General features: G+C 70.9%; 27 protein-coding genes and 1 riboswitch. Of the genes, 1 reads left to right on the top strand and 26 read right to left on the bottom strand.

The features are described from left to right. Positions 1-2: 2 nt before the first annotated feature. The 10 genes from IE255_RS29645 to rpsB all read right to left on the bottom strand — a co-directional run bounded on the left by IE255_RS29645 (position 3) and on the right by rpsB (position 10,454). A complete protein-coding gene (locus IE255_RS29645) occupies positions 3-1,022 on the bottom strand; it encodes an ABC transporter ATP-binding protein (RefSeq protein WP_190053456.1) in 1,020 nt (339 codons plus the stop codon). Beyond that, a complete protein-coding gene (locus IE255_RS29640; protein ID WP_190053455.1) occupies positions 1,023-2,687 on the bottom strand; it encodes an ABC transporter permease in 1,665 nt (554 codons plus the stop codon). Then, on the bottom strand, positions 2,663-3,700 hold the full coding sequence (locus IE255_RS29635) for a thiamine ABC transporter substrate-binding protein (RefSeq protein ID WP_190053547.1): 1,038 nt from the start codon (positions 3,698-3,700) through the stop codon (positions 2,663-2,665). The genes IE255_RS29640 and IE255_RS29635 overlap by 25 nt, the downstream gene beginning before the upstream one ends. A 125-nt stretch (positions 3,701-3,825) precedes the next feature. Then, positions 3,826-3,932, bottom strand: a riboswitch (TPP riboswitch). A gap of 40 nt (positions 3,933-3,972) precedes the next feature. Further along, entirely contained in the window at positions 3,973-5,079 is a 1,107-nt protein-coding gene (gene rlmN / locus IE255_RS29630) for a dual-specificity RNA methyltransferase RlmN (RefSeq protein ID WP_190053454.1), read from the bottom strand. A gap of 69 nt (positions 5,080-5,148) precedes the next feature. Beyond that, complete coding sequence (locus IE255_RS29625) at positions 5,149-5,598, bottom strand: SRPBCC family protein (RefSeq protein WP_190053453.1); 450 nt, start codon at positions 5,596-5,598, stop codon at positions 5,149-5,151. Between the two features lie 117 nt (positions 5,599-5,715). Further along, on the bottom strand, positions 5,716-6,867 hold the full coding sequence (locus IE255_RS29620; RefSeq protein ID WP_190053452.1) for a phosphatidate cytidylyltransferase: 1,152 nt from the start codon (positions 6,865-6,867) through the stop codon (positions 5,716-5,718). Further along, on the bottom strand, positions 6,867-7,424 hold the full coding sequence (gene frr, locus IE255_RS29615; RefSeq protein WP_190053451.1) for a ribosome recycling factor: 558 nt from the start codon (positions 7,422-7,424) through the stop codon (positions 6,867-6,869). The genes IE255_RS29620 and frr overlap by 1 nt, the downstream gene beginning before the upstream one ends. A gap of 167 nt (positions 7,425-7,591) precedes the next feature. Beyond that, positions 7,592-8,350 carry a UMP kinase gene (pyrH, locus tag IE255_RS29610; RefSeq protein WP_190053450.1) on the bottom strand — a complete coding sequence of 253 codons (759 nt, stop codon included), beginning with the start codon at positions 8,348-8,350 and terminating at the stop codon, positions 7,592-7,594. Positions 8,351-8,534: 184 nt separating this feature from the next. Beyond that, on the bottom strand, positions 8,535-9,371 hold the full coding sequence (gene tsf / locus IE255_RS29605; RefSeq protein ID WP_190053449.1) for a translation elongation factor Ts: 837 nt from the start codon (positions 9,369-9,371) through the stop codon (positions 8,535-8,537). Positions 9,372-9,545: 174 nt separating this feature from the next. Continuing rightward, the gene (gene rpsB, locus IE255_RS29600) at positions 9,546-10,454 is read right to left on the bottom strand and encodes a 30S ribosomal protein S2 (RefSeq protein ID WP_190053448.1); all 909 of its coding nucleotides are present in this window, start codon (positions 10,452-10,454) and stop codon (positions 9,546-9,548) included. A gap of 273 nt (positions 10,455-10,727) precedes the next feature. On the opposite strand from rpsB, the gene IE255_RS29595 reads away from it, so the two are divergent. After that, on the top strand, positions 10,728-11,288 hold the full coding sequence (locus IE255_RS29595; protein WP_190053447.1) for a M23 family metallopeptidase: 561 nt from the start codon (positions 10,728-10,730) through the stop codon (positions 11,286-11,288). A gap of 97 nt (positions 11,289-11,385) precedes the next feature. Here the strand turns inward: IE255_RS29595 and IE255_RS29590 are convergent, their stop codons facing one another. The 16 genes from IE255_RS29590 to rpsP all read right to left on the bottom strand — a co-directional run bounded on the left by IE255_RS29590 (position 11,386) and on the right by rpsP (position 23,538). After that, positions 11,386-11,943 carry a TetR/AcrR family transcriptional regulator gene (locus tag IE255_RS29590; protein ID WP_190053546.1) on the bottom strand — a complete coding sequence of 186 codons (558 nt, stop codon included), beginning with the start codon at positions 11,941-11,943 and terminating at the stop codon, positions 11,386-11,388. Between the two features lie 93 nt (positions 11,944-12,036). Next, entirely contained in the window at positions 12,037-12,879 is an 843-nt protein-coding gene (whiG, locus tag IE255_RS29585; RefSeq protein WP_086843182.1) for an RNA polymerase sigma factor WhiG, read from the bottom strand. A gap of 275 nt (positions 12,880-13,154) precedes the next feature. After that, entirely contained in the window at positions 13,155-14,312 is a 1,158-nt protein-coding gene (gene dprA / locus IE255_RS29580; protein ID WP_190053446.1) for a DNA-processing protein DprA, read from the bottom strand. After that, positions 14,309-15,934 carry a YifB family Mg chelatase-like AAA ATPase gene (locus tag IE255_RS29575; RefSeq protein WP_190053445.1) on the bottom strand — a complete coding sequence of 542 codons (1,626 nt, stop codon included), beginning with the start codon at positions 15,932-15,934 and terminating at the stop codon, positions 14,309-14,311. The genes dprA and IE255_RS29575 overlap by 4 nt, the downstream gene beginning before the upstream one ends. Continuing rightward, positions 15,934-16,326, bottom strand: a complete 393-nt coding sequence (locus tag IE255_RS29570; RefSeq protein WP_190053444.1) for a YraN family protein — start codon at positions 16,324-16,326, stop codon at positions 15,934-15,936. Before IE255_RS29570 ends, IE255_RS29575 begins: the two co-directional genes overlap by 1 nt. A gap of 77 nt (positions 16,327-16,403) precedes the next feature. After that, complete coding sequence (locus tag IE255_RS29565) at positions 16,404-16,712, bottom strand: DUF2469 domain-containing protein (protein WP_003993268.1); 309 nt, start codon at positions 16,710-16,712, stop codon at positions 16,404-16,406. A gap of 56 nt (positions 16,713-16,768) precedes the next feature. Continuing rightward, a complete protein-coding gene (locus tag IE255_RS29560; RefSeq protein WP_190053443.1) occupies positions 16,769-17,293 on the bottom strand; it encodes an NUDIX hydrolase in 525 nt (174 codons plus the stop codon). Further along, positions 17,283-18,062, bottom strand: coding sequence for a signal peptidase I (lepB, locus tag IE255_RS29555; protein ID WP_190053442.1), 780 nt, complete (start codon positions 18,060-18,062; stop codon positions 17,283-17,285). The genes IE255_RS29560 and lepB (IE255_RS29555) overlap by 11 nt, the downstream gene beginning before the upstream one ends. 134 nt (positions 18,063-18,196) lie before the next feature. Continuing rightward, on the bottom strand, positions 18,197-19,159 hold the full coding sequence (gene lepB / locus IE255_RS29550) for a signal peptidase I (RefSeq protein WP_190053441.1): 963 nt from the start codon (positions 19,157-19,159) through the stop codon (positions 18,197-18,199). Further along, entirely contained in the window at positions 19,047-20,138 is a 1,092-nt protein-coding gene (lepB, locus tag IE255_RS29545) for a signal peptidase I (protein WP_190053440.1), read from the bottom strand. Before lepB (IE255_RS29545) ends, lepB (IE255_RS29550) begins: the two co-directional genes overlap by 113 nt. Next, positions 20,131-20,853, bottom strand: coding sequence for a signal peptidase I (gene lepB / locus IE255_RS29540; RefSeq protein WP_190053439.1), 723 nt, complete (start codon positions 20,851-20,853; stop codon positions 20,131-20,133). Before lepB (IE255_RS29540) ends, lepB (IE255_RS29545) begins: the two co-directional genes overlap by 8 nt. Positions 20,854-20,898: 45 nt before the next feature. Further along, positions 20,899-21,249: a 50S ribosomal protein L19 gene (gene rplS / locus IE255_RS29535; protein ID WP_003993262.1), complete on the bottom strand. Its 351-nt coding sequence runs from the start codon at positions 21,247-21,249 to the stop codon at positions 20,899-20,901. A 135-nt stretch (positions 21,250-21,384) separates the two neighbouring features. Further along, complete coding sequence (gene trmD / locus IE255_RS29530) at positions 21,385-22,218, bottom strand: tRNA (guanosine(37)-N1)-methyltransferase TrmD (RefSeq protein ID WP_190053438.1); 834 nt, start codon at positions 22,216-22,218, stop codon at positions 21,385-21,387. Beyond that, positions 22,218-22,796 (bottom strand): ribosome maturation factor RimM, encoded by a 579-nt coding sequence (rimM, locus tag IE255_RS29525; protein ID WP_190053437.1) that lies wholly within the window; start codon positions 22,794-22,796, stop codon positions 22,218-22,220. Before rimM ends, trmD begins: the two co-directional genes overlap by 1 nt. An 80-nt stretch (positions 22,797-22,876) precedes the next feature. Beyond that, positions 22,877-23,116: an RNA-binding protein gene (locus IE255_RS29520; protein ID WP_003973401.1), complete on the bottom strand. Its 240-nt coding sequence runs from the start codon at positions 23,114-23,116 to the stop codon at positions 22,877-22,879. A 2-nt stretch (positions 23,117-23,118) separates the two neighbouring features. Further along, positions 23,119-23,538 (bottom strand): 30S ribosomal protein S16, encoded by a 420-nt coding sequence (rpsP, locus tag IE255_RS29515; protein WP_020270730.1) that lies wholly within the window; start codon positions 23,536-23,538, stop codon positions 23,119-23,121. Positions 23,539-23,629: the final 91 nt, after the last annotated feature.

The following is a 23,629-nucleotide window of genomic DNA, read 5'->3' as shown; positions in this document are numbered from 1 at the left end:
GATCAGTCGAGCACGGCGATTTCGGCCGCGTCGAACTCCACCCCGACCTCGCCCCCGACCTCCGGCGCGGCCCGCAGGGCGCAGGCGGCCTCCAGGCGCGGGGCGTCCTCCGGCTGGAGGTGGACGGCGACATGGGTGCCCTTGAAGGTGCGGGCGGTGACCGTGCAGCGCAGGCCCGTGCCGGCCGGCACCAGGCGCACTCCGGCGGGCCGCACGAGCAGGGTCCGGGTGCCCTGCGGGGCGCCCTCCGGCACCGGCACCTTGCCCCACGGCGTGTCCGCGGCCTCCGCCCCGACCGTCGCCTCGACCACGTTCTCGAAGCCCAGGAACCGGGCCACGAACGCGTCGGCCGGCCGCTGCCACACCTGAAGCGGCGTACCGGACTGGGCGATCCGCCCGTCCCGCATCACCACGACCCGGTCGGCGAGCGCGAAGGCCTCCCCCTGGTCGTGCGTCACGGCGAGCACGGTCGTGCCCAACCGGCCGAACAGTTCCTTCAGTTCGACGACAAGCCGCTCCCTGAGCGACCGGTCGAGCTGGCCCAGCGGCTCGTCCAGCATCAGCAGCCGGGGGCTCGGCGCCAGCGCCCGGGCCAGCGCGACCCGCTGCTGCTCACCGCCGGACAGCTCGGCCACGGCCCGGCGCGCCGCCCCGGGCAGCCCGACGAGATCCAGCAACTCCTGGACACGTTCGGCCTGTTGCCGCTTCGGCGCGCCGCGCATCCGCAGCCCGAAGGCGACGTTGCCGCCCACGTCCCGCTGCGGGAACAGCTGGTGGTCCTGGAACATCAGCCCGACGCCCCGCTGGTGCGCGGGCACGCCCGCCTGGTCGCGCCCGTCGAGCGACACCCGCCCGGAGTCGAGGGCCTGGAGCCCGGCCACCGCCCGCAGCAGGGTCGACTTGCCGCTGCCGCTGGGCCCGAGCACGCACACGATCTCGTGCTCGGCGACCTCCAGATCGACGGCGTCCAGCACGGCCCGCCCGCCGAAACGGACCGTCGCGCCCCGCAGACTCAGCAGCATCTAGAACTCCCCGGTCCGGTCGGTCCGCAGCCGCTCCAGCACCAGCAGCGCCACGGCGCACACCACCATCAGAATCGTCGACAGGGCCATCGCCTGCCCGTAGTTGAGGTCTCCGGGCCGCCCCAGCAGCCGCGCCACGGCCACCGGCAGCGTCGGGCTGTCGGGCCGCGCGATGAACACCGTCGCCCCGAACTCCCCGAGCGACACCGCGAAGGCGAACCCGGCCGCGATCAGCAGCGCCCGCCGCACCATCGGCAGGTCCACCTCCCGCCACACCCGCCACGGCGAGGCCCCCAGCACCGAGGCCGCCTCCCGCAGCCGGACGTCCACCGCCCGCAGCACGGGCAGCATGGTCCGCACGACGAACGGCACCCCGACCAGCGCCTGCGCGAGCGGCACGAGGATCCACGAGGACCTCAGGTCCAGCGGCGGCTCGTCGAGGGCGATGAGGAACCCGAAGCCGACGGTCACCGCGGACACCCCGAGCGGCAGCATCAGCAGCGCGTCGAAGCCGCGCACGAACCGCCCGGCGTCCCGGCGGGTGAGCGCGACGGCGGCGAGACCGCCGATCACCACGGCGATGGCCGTGGCGGCGACGGCGTACGACAGGGAGTTGCCGATCGCCTCGATCGGCGGGACCAGGAACACTCCCCCGTCGTCGCTGGTCAGCGCCCGGTAGTAGCCGAAGCCGGGCGCATCCAGGGACCGCTGCACCAGCACCGCGAGCGGCAGCAGGAGCAGCACGACGACGGTGACCAGGACCCCGCCCAGCAGCGCCCACTGCCCGGCACCGCGCGGCCGGCGCGCGGTCCCGGCGGCGTCCACCAGCCGCAGCGCGGTCTCCCGCCGCCGCACGGTCCAGGCGTGCAGGGCGAGGACCGCCCCCACCGCGACGAACTGGATCAGCGTCAGCACGGCCGCCGTGGACAGGTCGAAGATCTCGGACGTCTGCCGGTAGATCTCCACCTCCAGGGTGGAGAAGGTGGGCCCGCCGAGGATCTGGACGACACCGAAGGAGGTGAAGGTGAACAGGAAGACCATGAGCGCGGCGGCGGCCACGGCAGGGGCGAGGGCCGGCAGGGTCACCTGCCGCCAGGCCCTCAGCGGTGACGCCCCGAGCATCCGCGCGGCCTCCTCCTGCCGCGGGTCGAGCTGCGCCCAGAGCCCGCCGACGGTCCGGACGACGACCGCGTAGTTGAAGAAGACGTGCGCGAGCAGGATCGCCCACACCGTGGTGTCCAGCCGTACGCCCCACAGCTCGTCGAGCAGTCCGCCGCGCCCGACCAGCGCCAGGAACGCCGTACCGACGACGACCGTCGGCAGCACGAACGGGACGGTCACGACCGCCCGCAGCACCTGCTTGCCCCGGAAGTCGAAGCGCGCGAAGACATACGCGCCGGGGAGCGCGATCAGGAGCGTGAGCGCGGTGGAGACGAGCGCCTGCCAGGTGGTGAACCACAGCACGTGCCGGACGTCGGACTGCGCCAGCACCTCCCCGATCCGCCCGAGGTGCCAGGCCCCGTCGGCCTTCAGGCCGCGCGCGACGATCGCGGCGACGGGATAGGCGAAGAAGACCGCGAAGAACGCGACGGGCACGGCGATCAGCCCGAGCCGCGCCGCCGCGCCCCGCTTCCCGACGGCTACTTCAGTACGAGTGAGGTCCACGACTTGACCCACTGGTCGCGGTGGTCGGCGATCTTCGCCGGGTCCATGGTCTCGGGATCCTTGGCCTGCGGCCCGTACTTCGCGAACTCCGCCGGCACCTGGGCGCCCTCGCGCACCGGGTACACGAACATGTTGAGCGGCATGTCCTGCTGGAACCGCTCGCTGATCAGGAAGTCGAGGAGCGCCTTGCCGCCCTCGGGGTTGCCGGCGTTGCTCAGCAGCCCGGCGTACTCGACCTGCCGGAAGCAGGTGCCCTCGGCGACCCCGGTCGGTGCCGTGCTCGGCTTGGGGTCGGCGAAGACGACCTCGGCGGGCGGCGAGGAGGCGTACGACACGACGAGCGGCCGGTCGCCCTTGGCCTTCTTCCCGCCGGCCGAGCCGGAGAACTCCTCGTTGTAGGCCTGCTCCCAGCCGTCGACGACCTTCACGCCGTTGGCCTTGAGCTTCTTCCAGTAGTCCGGCCAGCCGTCGTCGCCGTACTTCGCGGCGGTGCCGAGCAGGAAGCCGAGGCCGGGCGAGGACGCGGAGGCGTTCTCGGTCACAAGCAGGTTCTTGTACTGCGGCTTGACCAGGTCGTCGAAGCTGCGCGGCGGCTCCAGCTTGTGGTCGGCGAAGTACTTCTTGTCGTAGTTGACGCAGATGTCGCCGGTGTCGATGGGCGTGACCCGGTGCCGGTCCTGGTCGACGCGGTACTCCGGCTTGATCCGGTCGGAGCCCTTCGCCTCGTACGGCTGGAAGAGGCCGTTGTCGAGGGCGCGGGACAGCAGCGTGTTGTCGACGCCGAAGAAGACGTCGCCCTGCGGGTTGTCCTTGGTCAGGATGGCCTTGTTCACGGCCTGCCCGGCGTCGCCGTCCTTGAGGACGTCGACCTTGTAGCCGGACTGCTTCTCGAAGGCCGCGATGACGTCCTTCGACGCGACCCACGAGTCGTGGCTGACGAGCGTCACGGTCTTGGAGTCGCCGGACCCCTGGGAGCCGTCGGACGACCCGCATGCGGCGAGCGTGCCGACCATGCCGAGTCCGACGACCACCGCCGTCAGCCGCTTCTTGTTGGTGCTCACTGGATTCCTCCTGGAGTGACCAGGAGAAGACGCGGCCCTGCCCGGGACTTCTGGGGGTCCCGGGCAGGGCGCAACAGCTCGAGTGGTGACCGATCTCCCTACCCAGAATGACCTGGGCCAGGTTCGGAGGGTCTGCGGCCGTGTGCCGCACTCTCAGCGCTGTGGCGCTCCCCTGTCGGAATATGCAAGGTGTCGAATATGCAGATGTGCTTACGACGGTCAGACTACCGTTCGGTGGCCGCGAGCTGACCACACGCCCCGTCGATCTCCTGACCACGGGTGTCCCGGATCGTCACCGGCACACCATGCGCGGCGATGGCCTCCACGAACGCCTTCTCGTCCTCGGGCCGCGAGGCGGTCCACTTGGAGCCGGGCGTCGGGTTGAGCGGGATCAGGTTGACGTGCACCGGCCGGCCCTTGAGCATCCGGCCCAGCCGGTCACCGCGCCAGGCCTGGTCGTTGATGTCCCGGATCAGCGCGTACTCGATGGACAGCCGCCGCCCGGACCTGGCGCTGTACTCGAAGCCCGCGTCCAGCACCTCCCGGACCTGCCACCGCGTGTTCACGGGCACGAGGGTGTCGCGCAGCTCGTCGTCGGGCGCGTGCAGCGAGATCGCCAGACGGCACTTGAAGCCCTCGTCGGCGAACCGGTGGATGGCCGGGACGAGACCGACGGTGGACACGGTGATCCCGCGCTGCGACAGCCCCACCCCGTCCGGCTCGGGATCGGTGAGCCGCCGGATGGCGCCGACGACCCGGTTGTAGTTCGCGAGCGGCTCGCCCATCCCCATGAACACGATGTTGCTGAGCCGCGCCGGACCGCCCGGCACCTCGCCGTCCCGCAGCGCCCGCATCCCGTCCACGATCTGGTGCACGATCTCGGCGGTGGACAGGTTCCGGTCAAGACCCGCCTGTCCGGTCGCACAGAACGGGCAGTTCATGCCGCATCCCGCCTGCGAGCTGATGCACATGGTCACCCGGTCCGGGTAGCGCATCAGCACCGACTCGACGAGCGTCCCGTCGAACAGCCGCCACAGCGTCTTGCGCGTGGTGCCCTGGTCGGTCGACAGATGCCGGACGACCGTCATCAGCTCCGGCAGCAGCGCCTCCTGGAGCCGGCCGCGGGCACCGGCCGGGATGTCGGTCCACTGCTCCGGATCGTGCGCGTACCGCGCGAAGTAGTGCTGCGAGAGCTGCTTGGCACGAAACGGCTTCTCCCCGACAGCGGCAACGGCCTCCTTGCGCTCGGCAGGAGTGAGGTCGGCGAGATGCCGCGGCGGCTTCTTGGCTCCGCGCGGGGCGACGAAAGTGAGTTCTCCGGGCTTAGGCATGGCTCAACCAGTGTCGCAGATCGTTCACGGTGGCCCGTGCCCCGCCTGCGGCACCCGGAGGGAGACGCCCTACTCGCCCGTGTGCTCCAGCCGGTCCTTGAGGAGCTGCTCGTTGCGCGGGAGTTCCTTGCGGACCTGCGGGCGCACGACGAGCGGTACCAGGACCTTGCCCATGCCGTGGCCCTCGAAGTCGATGTCGATCGTGACGTGGGAGCGCCGCCCCTCGTCGAACGGCTCTACCTCGCCGTGCACGCGTGCCCGCACCGGGCCGTCTACACCGCGCAGACCCCAGGTGTACGGCGGTTCGTACTCGGTGACCTCCATGGTCATCGGCATGGTGCGGCGACCGATGTGCCGGGTGACCCGGACCCGGGAGCCGACGTGGACGGGCCCCTCGTCGAGGCGTTCCGCGGACACGGCGCTCAGCTGCCACTCCGGCATGTGCTGGGCGTCCATGACGTAGTCGTAGACATCCGCGGGTGCGCGGTCGACATCGATGGACTGTCGGATGCTGGTCATGATGACCCCCTTTGCGGCCTTCATCTGAATCGTCCCACTCCATACCGCTCGATGCCTCCCTGGAACGACGGCGAGCCCCCGCCCAGATGGACGGGGGCTCGCCGGACACAGGTCCGCTCAGCCGGACCCCACGAAGAGCACGAGCAACAGCCACACCACCGGAGCCGTCGGCAGCAGCGAGTCCAGCCGGTCCATGATGCCGCCGTGACCCGGCAGCAGCGTGCCCATGTCCTTGATGCCGAGGTCCCGCTTGATCATGGACTCGCCGAGGTCGCCGAGCGTGGCGCTGACCGCGACCGCGAGGCCCAGCACCAGCCCCTGCCACCAGGCACCGTCGTCGATGAGGAACTGCATGCACAGCGCCCCGACGACCATGGCGAAGGAGACCGCACCGGCCAGGCCCTCGCGGGTCTTGCCGGGGCTGATGCGCGGGGCGAGCTTGTGCCGGCCGAAGCGCCAGCCGACGGCGTAGGCACCGGTGTCGCTGACGACCGTCAGCAGCAGGAAGGTGAGCACCCGCTGCGGCCCGTCGTCCGCGGTCAGCATCATCGCGACGAACGTCGCCAGGAACGGCACGTAGAACGCCGCGAAGACGCCCGCGGTGACGTCCCTGAGGTAGTTCTCGGGGGGTTCCGTCATGCGCCAGACCAGCACGGCCAGCGCGGTGAGCGCCATGGCGACCCACGCGCCCTCGGCGCCCCGGACGTACCCGGCGACGACCATCGCGGCGCCGCCGAGCGCGAGCGGCACGAGGGGCGCCCGGATGCCCTTGCGCTCGTCCAGCCGCTTGGTCAGCTCCCACAGACCCACCACGACGGCGACCGCGACGACGCCCACGAACACGGCCTTGACGACGAACAGGGACGCGACGATCACCGCGCCGAGCCCGACCCCGACCCCTATCGCGGCACTCAGGTCGCGACCCGCGCTCTTCTTCTGCGGCTTGGGCGCCGGCTGCGAGGAGTCGGGCATGGGCTCCGGATTCGTGTCGTTCCGGACCGGGGAGCCGCTCCGCCGAGCAGCCCCTCGGTCGTCATCCTGGTTTCCGCCGTATGTGGCTACGCCGGGCACGATGGGCATGGGCCGAGTCTGAGGCGCGTCATGCGCATCGTATGCGGGACCCGCCGGAGCGGCCCCCTGGACGTGCCCGTGGCCGTGGCCCTGGACCTGCCCGTGGCCGGGAACCTGGCCGTGTCCGTGGCCGGGTCCGTGGTCGGTGGGCCCCCAGTACCCGGCCTGCGGCGGCGCGCCCCAGGAAGAGTCGTTCATCAGACCTCGAGCAGTTCCGCTTCCTTGTGCTTCAGGAGCTCGTCCACCTGCGCGACGTACTTCGCGGTGGTGTCGTCGAGCTCCTTCTCCGCACGGCGGCCCTCGTCCTCGCCGACCTCGCCGTCCTTGATCAGCTTGTCGATCGCGTCCTTGGCCTTGCGGCGGACGGAACGGATGGAGACCTTGGCGTCCTCAGCCTTGCTCTTGGCGACCTTGATGTACTCGCGGCGGCGCTCCTCGGTCAGCTCGGGGAACACCACCCGGATGATGTTGCCGTCGTTGCTCGGGTTGACGCCCAGGTCGGAGTCGCGGATGGCCTGCTCGATGTTGCGCAGCGCGCTCTTGTCGAACGGGGTCACCACGGCCATGCGCGGCTCGGGCACCGAGAACGAGGCCATCTGGTTGATCGGGGTCGGCGCACCGTAGTAGTCGGCCACGATCTTGTTGAACATCGCCGGGTGCGCACGGCCGGTGCGGATCGCGGCGAAGTCCTCCTTGGCGACCACGACGGCCTTCTCCATCTTCTCCTCGGCCTCGAGGAGGGTCTCTTCGATCACCACTTGCTCCTGCGTGTCTTGAGTAGGCCCGGCTGCGGTTCCATGTGGGGCGGCGGCCGGCTGCGTCGCGTCTTCTTCCTGCACGGTTCCCGACCGGCAGGACATTGTCCATCCCCCGGCCCGGCTCCGTCCCGTCCGTCCCCCGGACGGGGTTGTTCCCGGGGCGATCAGTCCCGGCTGCCGGGTTCCCCCACCAGCGTGCCGATCTTCTCACCCTTGACGGCGCGCCCGATGTTGCCCTCCGCCAGCAGCTCGAAGACGACGATCGGGAGCTTGTTGTCGCGGCACAGCGTCACGGCCGTGGCGTCGGCGACCTTCAGGTCGCGGGTGATGACCTCGCCGTAGCCGAGGTGGTCGAACTTCACTGCGTCCGGGTTGGTCTTCGGGTCGGAGTCGTAGACCCCGTCCACGCCGTTCTTGCCCATCAGCAGCGCCTCGGCGTCGATCTCCAGGGCGCGCTGGGCGGCGGTGGTGTCGGTGGAGAAGTACGGCATGCCCATACCGGCGCCGAAGATGACCACGCGGCCCTTCTCCAGGTGGCGTACGGCGCGCAGCGGGATGTAGGGCTCGGCGACCTGGCCCATGGTGATGGCGGTCTGCACCCGGCAGTCCACGCCCACCTTCTCCAGGAAGTCCTGGAGGGCGAGGCAGTTCATGACCGTGCCGAGCATGCCCATGTAGTCGGAGCGGGCCCGGTCCATGCCGCGCTGCTGGAGTTCGGCGCCGCGGAAGAAGTTGCCGCCGCCGATGACGACCGCGATCTGCGCGCCGTCGCGCACGACGGCCGCGATCTCGCGGGCGATCTTGTGCACCACGTCGGGGTCGACGCCCAGGCCCCCACCGCCGGAGAAGGCCTCTCCGGACAGCTTCAGCAGAAACCGGCCGCGTACTTTGCCGTCGTCGCTCTTCTGGGCCTTGGTGGTCATGGGGGATCCCGCCTCTTTCACGTGGTGCACATGCGAGGAAGGCCATTGCCGGTGGGGCGTGTTTCGCATCCCATACGGCAATGGCCTCCTCGTCAGATCTGCTGTCGTCCGCCACCGGTGTGACGGCGTACGCGGACGACTGCTGTCGACCCTATCGGGGTCGGGCGTCGATCGCGGTACGGACTCAGATGCCGACCTTGATGCGCACGAAGCGCTTCAGGGTGACACCCGCCTCGTCCAGGACCTTCTGGACGGACTTCTTGTTGTCGAGCGCGTACGGCTGGCCGAGCAGCGTGGCGTCCTTGAAGAAGCCGTTGAGGCGACCCTCGACGATCTTCGGCAGGGCGGCCTCGGGCTTGCCCTCGGCGCGGGTGGTCTCCTCGGCGATGCGGCGCTCGGCCTCGACGACCTCGGCCGGGACGTCGTCCTTGGAGAGGTACTTCGGCGCGAAGGCGGCGATGTGCTGGGCGACGCCCTTGGCGACCTCGGCGTTGGGCTTGTCCAGCTCGACGAGGACACCGATCTGCGGGGGCAGGTCGGGCATCGTGCGGTGCATGTAGGCGAGGACGAAGCCGTCGGCGAACTGCGCGAAGCGGTCCAGGACGATCTTCTCGCCCAGGTTGGCGTTGGCCTCGTCGACGAACGCCTGGACGGTCTTGCCGGCCTCGATCTCGGAGGCGAGCAGGGCGTCGAGGTCGGCCGGGGCGGTCTTCGCGACGTGCTCGGCGATGGTCGTGGCGACGGCCTGGAACTTCTCGCCCTTGGCGACGAAGTCCGTCTCGCACTTCAGCTCGACGAGGACACCGGAGGAGTTGTCGTCGGCGATGATCGAGACCACGGCGCCGTTCTCGGCGGAGCGGCCCTCGCGCTTGGCGACGCCCTTCTGGCCCTTGATGCGGAGCGCCTCGACGGCCTTCTCGACGTTGCCCTCGGCCTCGTCCAGCGCCTTCTTGCAGTCCATCATGCCGGCGCCCGTGAGCTCACGGAGCTTCTTGACGTCGGCGGCGGTGTAGTTCGCCATGAGTCTGTGAATCTCTCTCGAAGTCTGGAAGATCGAAGATCTGCGGATGCGCCCATGGAGCCGGAGGACGCTGTCCTTCCGCTGACCTACGGGTGAACGGCGGGAGCGGACTTCACCACGCCGAAGGCGCTCTTGGCTGTAGTGCCGCTCCCGCCGTCAACTCGGACTGACGGGTCAGGCCTGCTCGGCCTCGGCGGCCTTCTCGCCCTCGGCCGGCTTCTCGGCCTCGGCCTCGGCGGGGGCGGCCTCGGCGGCCGGAGCAGCCTCGGCGGCGGGGGCCTCGGCAGCCGGAGCGGCCTCGTCGGCCTTCTTCTCGCCCTCGAGCAGGTCGCGCTCCCACTCGGCGAGCGGCTCGCCCGCGGCCTTCTCGCCCTTGCCCTCGGTGGCGACACCGCTGCGGGCGATGAGGCCCTCGGCGACGGCGTCGGCGATGACGCGGGTGAGCAGGGTGACGGAGCGGATCGCGTCGTCGTTGCCCGGGATCTTGTAGTCGACCTCGTCGGGGTCGCAGTTGGTGTCGAGGATCGCGACGACCGGAATGTTCAGCTTCCGGGCCTCACCAACGGCGATGTGCTCCTTCTTGGTGTCCACGATCCAGACGGCGCTGGGCACCTTCTGCATCTCGCGGATACCACCGAGGGTCTTCTCCAGCTTGGCCTTCTCGCGCGAGAGCACGAGAAGCTCCTTCTTGGTCAGACCGGACGCGGCGACGTCCTCGAAGTCGATCTGCTCGAGCTCCTTCAGGCGCTGGAGGCGCTTGTAGACGGTCGAGAAGTTGGTGAGCATGCCGCCCAGCCAGCGCTGGTTGACGTAGGGCATGCCGACGCGGGTGGCCTGCTCGGCGATGGCCTCCTGCGCCTGCTTCTTGGTGCCGACGAACATGACCGTGCCGCCGTGGGCGACGGTCTCCTTGACGAACTCGTAGGCGCGGTCGATGTACGACAGCGACTGGAGCAGGTCGATGATGTAGATGCCGTTGCGCTCCGTGAAGATGAAGCGCTTCATCTTCGGGTTCCAACGGCGGGTCTGGTGACCGAAGTGGACGCCGCTCTCCAGCAGCTCCCGCATCGTGACGACGGCCATGGCCGTATCTCCTTGTGCTTCTCGGTTGTGCCGCGGATGCCGGACGGCTTCCGCGCCTGACGCCCACTGCGCGCCGTGCCACGAGGGACCGAGGGGCGCTGATACGGCCCGTTGCCGGGGTGCGTATCGGGGCGTGCGAAGTCGACCCGGTGACCCGGATCGCCACCAGAAGTGTACGGGACCCGCGGGGCACCGGGTGACGCCGTTGTCCACAACCGGGCGACGGTCCACAGCCGCGGGTGGTGACCGACGGTGATCCGGGACGCTGTCCGCATGCGAGCGAAGCGATGTGTGCGCGTGTGCGCGCGGCTGATCCTGCTGCTGGTGGTCACGGTGACGGCCCTGCTGTCCCCGCCGCCGAGCCTGTCCGCGACCGGCACGGATGCCACTGTGCCGGCCGTCGGCCGCGCCTGGCCCGTGGGGTTACGGCCCCCGGTCCTGCGCGGCTGGGAGCCCCCGGCGACGGTCTACGGCCCGGGCCACCGGGGCGTGGACCTGGCGGCAGCACCCGGGACACCGGTACGGGCGGTGGCGGCGGGCCGGATCTCCTTCGCGGGCCGGGTGGCCGGCAAGGGAGTCGTCTCGGTGGACCTCAAGGGGACCGGCGATCCCCCGCTCCGCACGACCTACGAGCCGGTGACGGCGTCCGTGGAGGAGGGCGAGGAGGTGGCACCGGGCGAGGTGATCGGCACGGTGGACGCGACGGGCTCGCACTGCACGGCCACGTGCGTGCACTGGGGTCTGCGGCGGGGCGAGACCTACCTGAACCCGCTGTCACTCCTGCCGCCCTGGCTCCTTCAGAGGGGCCCGTCGCGGCTACTGCCGCTCGCTTAGCTGCGGGCAATCGTGCCGCCAAGGGCGGCACGGGTGGGCGCAGCGGCACCCCGCAGCGCCGGGTTGCGCACCCACCCGACCCCAGCCTCCACAGGGCTCAGCCCCGCACACCCCGCAGAGCCATCGACACAGCCGCATCGGTGATCGCCCCGGGCTCCTCCGCGGCCCCCAGCTCGATCCTCCGCACAGCCGCGTCCACCACCCCCTGCACCAGCATCGCCGCGAGCCGGGGCTGCTCATGCCGCAGCTCCCCCAGCGCCTCGACGATCATCGCGACGAGCCCGCCATGCGCCGCGCGGATCTTCTCCCGGGCCCCCGCGTCCAGCTCACTCGCGGAGATCGCGACCACGGCCCGGTGCCGCCGGTCCCCGACCAGCTCCAACTGCTGCCGCACATACGCCTCGACCTTGCCCTCGGCCGTGTCCGCCCGCTCCATCGCCGCCGACACTTCCGCCGCCCAGACCGGGAAGTCGACCTCGCACAGCTCTTCGACCACGGCCGCCCGCGACCGGAAGTACTCATAGACGGACGAGCGCGCGAGGCCCGTCCGCTCGGCGAGGGCCGGGAAGGTCAGCGCCTCCGTACCGCCCTCGGACAACAAGGAACGAGCCGCGTCCAGCAGGGCGGCTCGCTGCATCGACCGGTGCTCGGCCACGGAGGCCGCTCGAATCCTTGGCACGTCAACACTGTACGGACGCACCGGGCACGGCGGGAGTGGCTCCCTGCGAGCCGTCGCCATCCGGCCAGGTCAGCGGCCGAAGCTCGCCAGTTTCGCGCGGAGCTGGAGCACGGACTTGGTGTGGATCTGGCTGACCCGGCTCTCCGTCACGCCCAGCACGTTCCCGATCTCGGCCAGCGTGAGGCCCTCGTAGTAGTACAGCGTGACCACGGTCTTCTCCCGCTCGGGCAGCGTGTTGATCGCCCGCGCCAGGAACCTCCGCAGCTCCCGGTCCTCGGCGACCTCGACCGGGTTGTCGGCGGCCGTGTCCTCCAGCGTGTCCATGACGCTCAGCCCGTCGCCGCCCTCGCCCCCGCCGTGCAGCAGCTCCTCCAGGGCCACCACGTTGGCCAGCGACAACTGGCTGAACACCGCGTGGAGTTCCTCCACGGCGATGCCCATCTCGCCGGCCACCTCGCCCTCGGTCGGCGTCCGCCGCAGCCGCGCCTCCAGCGTGGCGTAGGCCCGCTCCACGTTGCGCGCCTTCTGCCGCACCGAGCGGGGGATCCAGTCCAGCGCCCGCAGCTCGTCGATCATCGCGCCGCGGATCCGGGTGATCGCGTACGTCTCGAACTTGATCTCCCGGTCGATGTCGAACTTCTCGATCGCGTCGATCAGCCCGAACACCCCGGACGAGACGAAGTCCGCCTGCTCGACGTTGGACGGCAGGCCCACGCTGACCCGTCCCGCGACGTACTTCACCAGCGGCGAGTAGTGCAGGATCAGCTGCTCCCGCAGCCGCTCGTCCCCCGTCGCCTTGTACGACCGCCACAGCTCGTCGAGCGTCGAGGGAGCGGGCGGCCGCACGCTGCCACCGTCACGGGCGGCTGGGGGGATCGCCGCCCGGTCGGACCCGGAGGTGTGCTGGGGCATTCGTCGCCTTGTGCCGTTCTGCTGCGGAGTGGTGCTGCTGGGGTGAGCTGTCTGTCTGATGTCGAGTTGCCTGTCCGTGTCGGGATCCTCGTGAGCGTAGCGTGACTGCGGTGTCGCGGTGCGCGAAGGAGGGAGGCCGAAGCGGGCGCAGATACGTTCCGGAAGGCGTCCCACCAGGGCGCCGCGATCGCTCGGGGTGATCACCGGAGAACCCCAACTGGGCGAATTTCCAAGGGGTGTCGGGGTTCCCCCGGACGGCCGAACAGGGGCGGTCCTCATGGCTCGGGACCACCGCGGACCGACATCACCGCCTGGCGTGTCAACTTCCAGCCGTCGCCGTGTCGTTCGACGTAACCGAGTGCTCGGAGTTCGTACAGTCTCGCGATCGCGTCGTCCTGTGCGGTCTGCGCGCGGCGCGCGATCTCGTCCGGCCGGGCGGCCCGGCTCCCCGGCAGCGCGGCGAGCACCTGCCGGGCGGCCGGCTCCAGCAGGTCCCGGGGCAGGACGGGGCCGCGCCGGTCGGGGGCGAGCTGCCCGATGTCGCCGACCAGCTCGACGATGTCGGCGGCGTCGGTGACGAGGGCCGCCTCTCCGCGCAGTAGTTCGTGCACCCCGGCGGAGAGCGCGCTGGTGGCGGGGCCCGGTACGCCCATCGTGTGACGGCCGAGGCGCTGGGCCGCCCGCGCGGTGACCAGGGAGCCGCTGCGGTGAGCGGCCTCGACGACCACGGTGCCGCGGGTGAGCGCCGCGATCACCCGGTTCCGCAGGATGAACCGGCTCGGCGTCGGGTGATCACCGGGCGGCAACTCGCCGATGACGAGGCCCTGTTCGGCGATTCTGCCGATCAGCCGGCTGTGTCCGCGCGGGTAGGGCCGGTCGACGCCGCAGGCGAGGACGGCGACGGTGGCGCCGCCCGCGCCGAGGGCTCCGCGGTGGGCGGCGCCGTCGACGCCGTAGGCCCCGCCGGACACCACGACCCAGCCCTGCTCGGCGAGGCCGGCGGCGAGGCCGGCCGCCATGTGGGCCCCGTACTCGGTGCAGGCCCGGGCGCCGACGACGGCGACCGACTTCAGCGCCCACATCCGCAGGCTGGGCCTGCCGCGCACCCAGAGCCCCAGGGGCCGGGCATCCCCGAGATCGTCGAGCTGCCCCGGCCACTCGGCGTCCCCCGGGCACAGGAACCGCACCCCCGCGTCCCGGGCGACCTCCAGATCCCGCTCCGGCCGGGCGGCCCCGGCCCTGGCCAGCAGCCCGGCCCACCGCTTCCCGCTCACCCCGGGCAGAGCCGCCCCGCCCTCCCTCAGCCGCCGCACCACTTCCCCGACCCCGAACTCCCGCACCCACCGCCCGCCGGCCTCGTCACCGGGCTCGATGACACGGGTGAGGAAGACGCGGGCGAGCAGTTCGTCGTCCGGTTCGTCGTGGACGCTCACGTCAGTGCCCCGATGGCCATGGGGACGCCCCTCGGCACCCCGGTGCGCAGTTGGAGGGCGAGGGCGACGTCCGTCGCGTCGGGCCGGTCGTGGCCGACGAGATCGGCGACGGTCCAGGCCACCCGCAGCACGCGATCGAGTCCTCGGGCGGTCAGGACGCCCCGCTCCAGGTTCCGCTCGGCCTCGTCCATCGCGCCGGGCACGGCGTACCAGCGGCTGCGCAGCTCGCGGCCGGGCACCTCGCCGTTGGTCCGCCAGGGAGTGCCGGCCAGGCGCTCCGCGGCCCGTTCCCTGGCCGCCCGGACCCGGTCGGCGACCATCGCGGTGGACTCGCCCCGGGCGCCGCAGGCGGTCAGCTCGGTACGGGTGACGCGGTCCACCTCGACGCGCAGGTCGACCCGGTCGAGCAGCGGGCCGGAGAGCCTGGCCTGGTAACGGCGGATCGCCGAGGGCGGGCACTCGCACAGGTCGTCCCGCTGGGAGAACCGGCCGCACGGGCAGGGGTTGGCCGCGAGCACCATGAGGAACTTCGCCGGGAAGCGCACGACTCCCGCACTGCGCGCGATCACGACGTGCCCCGCCTCCAGCGGCTGGCGCAGCGCGTCTAGGGCCTGGCTGGTGAATTCCGGCGTTTCATCCAGGAACAACACTCCGCGATGAGACAGCGACACCGCGCCGGGCCGCGCGATGCCCGGGCCGCCGCCGACGAGCGCCTGCATCGTGGCCGAGTGGTGCGGGGCGCAGTAGGGGGCGACGTCGATCAACGGCTTGCCGGGAGGCAGCAGGCCCGCCACCGAGTGGACCGCGGTGACCTCCAGGGACTCCTGTTGGGCGAGCCGGGGCAAGATGGTGGGCAGCCGCTCCGCGAGCATCGTCTTGCCGGCACCGGGCGGCCCCTCCAGGAAGAGGTGGTGCCCGCCCGCCGCGGCCACCTCCACCGCCGTGCGCGCCGAGATCTGCCCCACGACGTCCGCCAGGTCGTGGCCGTGGTCGTGCTGGGCCGCGCCGACACTGTGCATGCCGGTGGCCGCGCCCGTACCCGGCATCCGCAGGCCGGCGAGGAGCGGATCCGGGCGCCCCAGCTCGTCCGGCTCCTCGTCGGGCACGGGCTCGTCGGCCAGGATGGCGATCAGCTGCCGCAGACTGCGCACGCCCAGCACGGAGACCCCGGGCACGAGGGACGCCTCGGCGGCGGCGCACTCCGGCACCACCACCTGCTCGTACCCCGCATCCGCCGCCGCCAGCACCGCCGGCAGCACCCCCCGCACCGGCCGCACCCGCCCGTCCAGCCCCAGCTCGCCGATCATCACGATGTCGGCGAGGACCCGCGGGTCGATGCGCTCCGCCGCGCCGAGGACCGCCGCCGCGACGGCGAGGTCGAAGCCGCTGCCGGACTTCGGTACGGAGGCCGGGCTCAGGCCGACCGTGAGTTTCTTCTGCGGCCAGGCGGCGCCCGAGTTGACGACGGCGGCGCGCACCCGGTCCCGGCTCTCCGTCAGGCTCTTGTCGGGCAGCCCCACCAGCGTGAACGCCGCCACGCCCGGTTCGAGGTCGGCCTGGACCTCGACGACCACGCCCTCGACGCCCACCAGCGCCACCGAACACGTACGGGCGAATGCCATCAGGCCACCCCCCGCACGTGCTCGACCACGGCCGCGCCGCGGGCCGGCAGCAGTACCCCGACCACGTCGATGCGGACCCCGCCGGGCGGTGCGCCCCCGTGGGTCTGGATCCACCGCTCGGCGAGGTCCCGCAGCCGCTCCGCCTTCTGCGGGGTCACGGCCGCCATCGGATGCTCGAAGGGACCCTCCCTGCGGGTCTTCACCTCGCAGACGACCAGGACGTCCCCGTCCCTGGCCACGATGTCGATCTCCCCGGCCCGGCCCGAGCGCCAGTTGCGCTCCAGGACCGTCAGGCCGGTCTCCGCCAGCCGCCGGGCCGCCAGGCTCTCTCCGTACCTGCCCATCGCACTGCGTGCGTTCATGTCGGCACCACCTCCGGTGCCAACGATCACGCAGCCGCCCCCACGAAGTGGATCTTGGTGGACGGCTCAGCGGTTGTGGACAACCTGGTCACCCAGCGGGGTGAACCTCACCCGCTCGGCAGCTCCAGATCGCTCTTGTTCAGCTCCTCGATGTTCACGTCCTTGAACGTGAGGACCCGGACCTGCTTCACGAACCGCGCCGGCCGGTACATGTCCCACACCCAGGCGTCCGCCATCGACACCTCGAAGAACACCTCACCCTGGACCGAGTGCACCTGCATCTCGTAGTCGTTGGTCAGGTAGAAGCGCCGCTCGGTCTCGATCACGTATTTGAACAGACCGACGACATCGCGGTACTCCCGGTAGAGCTTCAGCTCCATCTCGGTCTCGTACTTCTCGAGGTCCTCGGCGCTCATGGCATGTTCCCCTTCAGCCGTGCGATCCCACCATTGTGCGCCAGTCCCGTGAGCCCCTAGACGATTTCCGGGTCAAGGATCACGGGCCTGGCCGGGGGACCTTCGTCGAGCAGCTGACGCAGCAGCCCGGCGAGTCTGGTCGGATACACCGTCTCATGTGCCCGGGTCAGTTCCGGACACGTCCACCAGCGCGCTCCGGCGACACTGCGCCGCTCCAGCTCGGTCAGCCCGGCGGCGGCGATCGCCGTACGGTCCGTCCGAGCCAGGAAGTACCACTCGTCCTGGTCCCAGCGGCGGCCCGCGAACGGGAACGAGCACCTCCGCCGCCACAGCACCGGGCCGAGCTCGACCTCGGTGATGCCCGTCTCCTCGGCGAGTTCCCGCAGGGCGGCCTGTTCACGGGTCTCGTCGCCCTCCACACCGCCGCCGGGCGTGAACCACCAGTCGTCGGCCGGATCGTCCGGCTCGTGCCCGTGCAGCAGCAGGATGCGGTCCCGCGGGTCGAGCAGCACGACCCGGGCGACCTTGCGCAGCCCGCCCTCGGAGCCGTCCTGGCCCGCCCTCACGGCCTCAGCGGGCACTCGCGGGCTCCGCGTTCGCCCGCCGGGCCCGGGCCGCGTCCGCGCGCTTGGCGATCGGGCCGTAGGCGCCGCCGCCCAGGACGAGCACGGCGCCGGCGATCACCAGGGCGGTGATCGTCCGCAGCGGTCCGGGCGAGGAGAGGCTGCCGAGCGGCTCGAAGCCGGTGGGGCGCTCCAGCATGCCCTTCATGGGCCAGACGACGGCGTCGACGCGGGCGTCCACCGTGGAGCGGGCCACCGTGCCGCTGGCGGCGTCGGTCAGGTGGGCGGTGGAGTCCACGGAGTTGCCGCGCTCGTCGCCGAGCAGGAACAGCCGGCCCTTGGGGACGGTCACCGTCGGGAAGTCGCTCATCTCGGCCGGTGTGCCCTTGGGCAGGTACGTCTCGTCGATCTCCTTGCCGTTGACCTCGAGCTTGCCGTCCTGGCAGCAGGAGACCGTGTCGCCGCCGATCGCGACCACGCGCTTGACCATGGGCACATTGGCCCAGCTCGCGTCCTTGAAGACGACGACGTCACCGCGGCGCACGTCGGCGCCGTCGATGCGCTGCGCCAGGATCCGGTCGCCCGCGTCGATCGTCGGGGTCATCGAGCTGGTGGGCACGGTGTACGGCCGGTAGACCACCGCTCCCCAGGCGAAACCGCCGAGGAACAGCACGAGGCCCAGTGCGACGGCCAGCCCGGACAACCGCTGTCCGGTCCGGCTGCCCACCGGGCCCGTCCCTGTGCCGCCGCTGCGCGGGGCCGTGTGCGTCATGCTCTCGCCACCCATGGGTCCGCACCCTACCCGGGGGTACCGGCCGGGGTCAGCAGACGGGTGGGATCACTGCTTCCCGGCCTGGGGATCACTGCTCCCGGCTGGGGAGGCTGCTTCCCGGCTGGGGATCACTCCGCCCCCAGGCCGCACTACCGCTTCCTGCGCCGCCACCACACCACCGGCACCACACCGGCGAGCGCCAGCCCCTGCGGCGCGACCGACCAGCCGGCGGCGGCCGGCTGCGCGTTCAGACCGGACTGGTCGAAGGTGTCCGGCACCGGCAGCGTGTCCCAGCGGTTGATCGGCCAGGCGATGACGATGGCCCGTCCGACGACGTCCTTCACCGGGACCATGCCGTGGTTCTTGTCCGACTGGTTGTACCGGGAGTCCCGGGAGTTCTGCCGGTGGTCGCCCATGACCCAGATGTAGCCCTCGGGGACCTTCACCTTGAACTGGCCGCCCTGGTCGTCGACGCTGCACGGCGTGTTGCCGGGGTAGACGTATGACGTCTCGTTCAGGGCCTTGCCGTTGACCGTCAGCGGGCCGGTGTTCTTGCACTCGACCGTGTCGCCGCCGACGCCGATCACGCGCTTGATGAGGTCCTTCTCCTCCACCGACGGCATGAGGCCGATCCAGCTGAGGAACGTCTGCAGGGCGTTCGGGTCCGTGGTCGGCTCGCCCGCCAGCCAGTTGTCGGGGTCGTGGAAGACGACGACCTCGCCGCGCTCGGGCTCGGAGCCGAACCAGGGGGTGAGCTTGTCGACCAGGACGCGGTCGCCCTGCTGGAGGGTGTTCTGCATCGAGTCGGAGGGGATGGAGAACGCCTGCACCAGGAAGGTCTTGATCAGCAGCGCCAGCACCAGCGCGATACCGATCAGGATGGGCAGCTCCTTCCAGAAGGAGCGCGGCTTCTTCGGTGTCCGGGCCGGACCGCCCGGCCCCTGGTCCTCGGCTGTCGTGTGCTCGCCTGTCACCCTGTCACCTTCGGCTGCCCCGGAGTCATTCCCGGAGGTCACGGCGCTGTCCGCGGCCGGGACGGCGGATTCCGCGGGGCGTCCGCGGTGCTCCTCGCCGTCGTGTCCGGACCGTGCGCCAACCGCCACATCCCCCACGCCAACTCCTCACTCTGTGCCGCCGCCTGCCCCATACACGACGCAGGCCCACCACTCCCATAACGAGCGGGAGTTCCGCAGGGGTCGGGAGCTGGATCGTTCCGTTCGAATCTTCGGAGGCAACCCTATGCGACAGCGGAGGAGCAGCGGTCGACCCGGTGGCCGAGTCGGACACGGAGGCGTAGGTGTTCGGTTCCTCCAGGGTGCTCCAGTGGCCGAGGGGCCAGGCGATGACCATGGCGCGGCCGACGACCTCCTCCTCGGAGACCGTGCCGCCGTAGTCGGTGTCCTGGTGGGCGCGGGAGTCCGCGGAGTTGTTCCGGTGGTCGCCCATCACCCACAGCCGCCCCGGAGGCACCGTGATGTCGAACGGCGTGTCGGACGGGGCGATGCCGGGGTACAGGTAGTCCTCGTTCAGCGGGATGCCGTTGACGGTCACGCGCCCTTGCGCGTCGCAGCACTTGACGCGGTCGCCGCCGACGCCGACGACCCGCTTGATGAGGTCCTTCTCGTTCTCGGACGGCAGCAGGCCGATGAAGGTGAGCCCTTCCTTGACCTGCTTGATGACGACGGGGTCGTCCTTCTGCGTGGTGGGCTGCTCGTCCTGGAGCCAGCCGCCGGGGTCCTTGAACACGACGACGTCCCCGCGCTGCGGCTTCGAGCCGAACCACGGGGTGAGCTTGTCGACCAGGACGCGGTCGCCGATCTGGATCGTCTGCTCCATGGAGCCGGACGGGATGACGAAGGCCTGGACGAGGAACGTCTTCAGCACGAGGGCTATGAGGACGGCGACGCCGACGAGGAGCGGTATCTCCTTGACGGCACCGCGCCTGCGGCGCCGCTTGACCTTCTTCTGGAGTTTGCGCCGCTCGGCGCGCGTGCGGCCGCCGGCCGGGCTGGCGGCGCGCCGGGCGCCGGTGGGCAGCAGGTTGTCCGCGGGGCTGGCGGGGACGCCGCGCGGTTTGCCGCGGTTACCCATGGGCGCCCGCCCTTCCGGCGGCGGGCACGCGCGCGTAGACGTCCGGGCGGTGCAGCCGGGTGGCGTGGGCGAAGGGCCAGACGATCCAGTCGGCGCGGCCGATCACGTCACCGACCGGGATCATGCCGCCGCCCGGTGAGCCGAGGTGGTTCCGGGAGTCGCTGGAGCGGCTGCGGTGGTCGCCGAGGAGGAACAGGGTGCCGCCGGGGACGACGACGTCGAAGGCCACCGTGGACGGGCTGTCGCCGGGGTACAGGAAGCCCGACTCGTCGACCGGCCGGCCGTTCACCTGGATCCTCCCCTCCTTGTCGCAGCACACCACGTGGTCTCCCCCCACGCCTACAACGCGCTTGATGTAGTCCGCGTGCCCGAAGTACCCGGTCCCGTCGAACACGACGATGTCTCCCCGCTGCGGCTCGGCACCGAAACGGTACGCCAACTTGTTTACGAGAACCCGGTCCCCGACCCTCAATCCCCGCTCCATGGATCCGCTGGGGATCTGGAACGGCCGCATCACGAACGTGCTGAGGAAGAGCAGGAACAGCAGGCAGGTCAGCAGGGTGAGAGTGATCCGGCCACCCGGGACCCATGCGCTGACACGCGACACCAACGCGAAACGCGACCGGCCCTCCGGCTCTCCGGGGTCCGAGGTCTGCTCGGAGTCGGAAGGGCGGGAGGAGCGGTCGCGCTCCGTCGGCTGTGCTTCGGTGTCCATCGGAGCCAGATGCTATCCGGCCCCGGTGTGAACCCCGGAGAGCGCTCAGCTCTCGCGCTTCTCCTTGATCTTCGCGGCCTTGCCGCGCAGCTCGCGCAGGTAGTACAGCTTGGCGCGGCGGACGTCACCCTTGGTGACGAGCTCGATCTTCTCGACGATCGGGGTGTGCACCGGGAAGGTGCGCTCGACGCCGACGGAGAAGGAGACCTTGCGGACCGTGAAGGTCTCGCGCACGCCGGAGCCCTGGCGACGGATCACGACGCCCTTGAACTGCTGCACACGGGAGCGGTTGCCCTCGATGACGCGGACGTGCACGTTGACCGTGTCGCCCGGGCGGAAGGCGGGGACGTCGCTGCGCAGCGAGGCGGAGTCGACAGTGTCGAGCAGGTGAGACATTTCGTCTGCTTTCTTCGCTGATGCCACAGGTCATCAACGGAAACTAGGTGTTCTGGATCAGGGCTGTGCGGGTCGGGACGGGCGTCGTCTCCCCCTGTGGCAGGGGCGCACGCCGGACGGACGCACAACAGCTGGCTATTCTTCCACGCCGTCGGTCCTGCGCCAAAATCGGCCGTACGGCTCCCCCGCCGGGTCCGGTTCCCAGCCCAGGATGGAGAGCATCTCGCGGTCCTTCTTGTCGAAGGCCTTGGGGTCGCACCGCTCGATGAGGTCGGGCCGGTGGGCCGTCGTACGCTTCAGGGCCTCGTCCCGCCGCCAGCGGGCGATCTTCCCGTGGTGGCCGCTGAGCAGCACGTCGGGGATGTCCCGGCCGCGCCACTCGGGCGGCTTGGTGTAGACGGGCCCTTCCAGGAGGTTCGCCATGGCGCCGGGTGCGAAGGAGTCGTCCCGGTGGGACTCGGCGTTGCCGAGGACGCCCGGCAGCAGCCGCGCCACGGCCTCCGTGACGACGAGCACGGCCGCCTCACCGCCGGCCAGGACGTAGTCGCCGATGGACACCTCGTACACCGGCATCCGTGTCGCGTACTCCTCGACGACCCGCCGGTCGATGCCCTCGTAGCGGGCCGGCGTGAAGATCAGCCAGGGGCGCTCGGAGAGGTGGACGGCGAGTTCCTGGGTGAAGGGCCGGCCGCTGGGCGTGGGCACGATGAGGGCCGGCTCGCGGGAGCCGGTCTCGTAGCCGTCGGCCAGGACGGAGTCCAGCGCCTCACCCCAGGGCTCGGTCTTCATGACCATGCCGGGGCCGCCGCCGTAGGGCGTGTCGTCGACGGTGTTGTGGCGGTCGTAGGTCCAGGAGCGCAGGTCGTGCACGTGCACGTTCAGCTGTCCACGCGCGCGTGCCTTGCCGACGAGGGAGACGTTCAGCGGTTCCAGGTACTCGGGGAAGATCGTGACGACGTCGAGGCGCATTACGGCTCTTCCCGGCTGGGGGCGTCTTCACGGCTGGAAGCGTCTTCGCGGCTGGAGGCGATCTCGGCGCGGTCGTCGATCAGGCCCGGCGGCGGGGTGATGACGGCCTTCTGCTCCTCCAGATCGATCTCGGCGACGATCTCCTCGACGAAGGGGACCAGCACCTCGCTGCCGTCGGGGCGCTCCACGATGAACAGGTCCTGGGTGGGCAGGTGCGAGATCTCCGTGATCCGGCCGACCGCCGCGCCGTCCGCGGTGACCACGTCGAGGTCGATGAGCTGGTGGTCGTAGTACTCGTCCTCGCCCTCGGGCAGTTCCTCCGGGTCGACATCGGCGATCAGGAGGGTGTTGCGCAGAGCCTCGGCGCCCGTGCGGTCGCTGACGCCCTCGAAGCGCAGCAGGAGACGGCCGCTGTGGACGCGGCCCGTCTCGATGGTGAGGGGTCCCGCGGAGGCGGGATCGGTGGCGAGTACGGCGCCCGGGGCGAGCCTGAGCTCCGGCTCGTCCGTACGGACCTCGACGTTGACCTCACCCTTGATGCCATGGGCACGGCCGATCCGTGCGACTACCAGCTGCACGTGTGCAATCTCCTGTCATACGACTACGGGCCGGGGACGGCCCTCAGGCCCTCCCCGGCCCTAGCCGGTTGCGTTCAGCGTCAGCGGACGTGGTCCACGTCGACGAGGTCGACGCGGACACCGCGACCGCCGATGGCGCCCACGACGGTGCGCAGGGCACGTGCGGTGCGGCCGTTGCGGCCGATCACCTTGCCGAGGTCGTCCGGGTGGACCCGGACCTCGAGCACTCGCCCGCGGCGCAGGTTGCGCGAGGCGACCTGCACATCGTCAGGGTTGTCGACGATGCCCTTCACGAGGTGCTCGAGAGCCTCCTCGAGCATGCTCAGGCCTCGGTCGAAGCGGACTCGGCAGCGGCCTCGTCCTTCTTCTCAGCCTTCTTCTTCTGGGTGATCGCCTCACCCTTGCCCTCGTCGTCACCGCCGAGAGCCTCGAACGACGGGCGCGCGGCCTTCTCGGGCTGCGTCAGCAGCGGAGCCGGGGCGGGCTCGCCCTTGAACTTCTGCCAGTCGCCGGTCTTCTTGAGGATGGCCATCACGGGCTCGGTCGGCTGGGCGCCGACACCGAGCCAGTACGCCACACGCTCGGCGTCGACCTCGATCACCGACGGGTTGTACGTCGGGTGGTACTTGCCGATCTCCTCGATCGCACGACCGTCACGACGGGTACGGGAGTCGGCGACGACGATGCGGTAGTGAGGCGAACGGATCTTGCCCAGACGCTTCAGCTTGATCTTGACTGCCACGGGAGTGGGTTCTCCTGGATTTGACGTGGTTGGGCACGGCGAGAAAGCCGCGTGGGGTTGCGGTACCCGAGTGCCCGATGGACGCGTCAGC

Origin of the sequence: Streptomyces lomondensis, from assembly GCF_014651035.1 — a bacterium.
In the GTDB taxonomy this organism is placed as follows: Bacteria; Actinomycetota; Actinomycetes; order Streptomycetales; family Streptomycetaceae; genus Streptomyces; species Streptomyces lomondensis.
The sequence above is the reverse complement of the archived record's forward strand: the minus strand, read 5'-3'. Positions and strand labels throughout refer to the sequence as shown.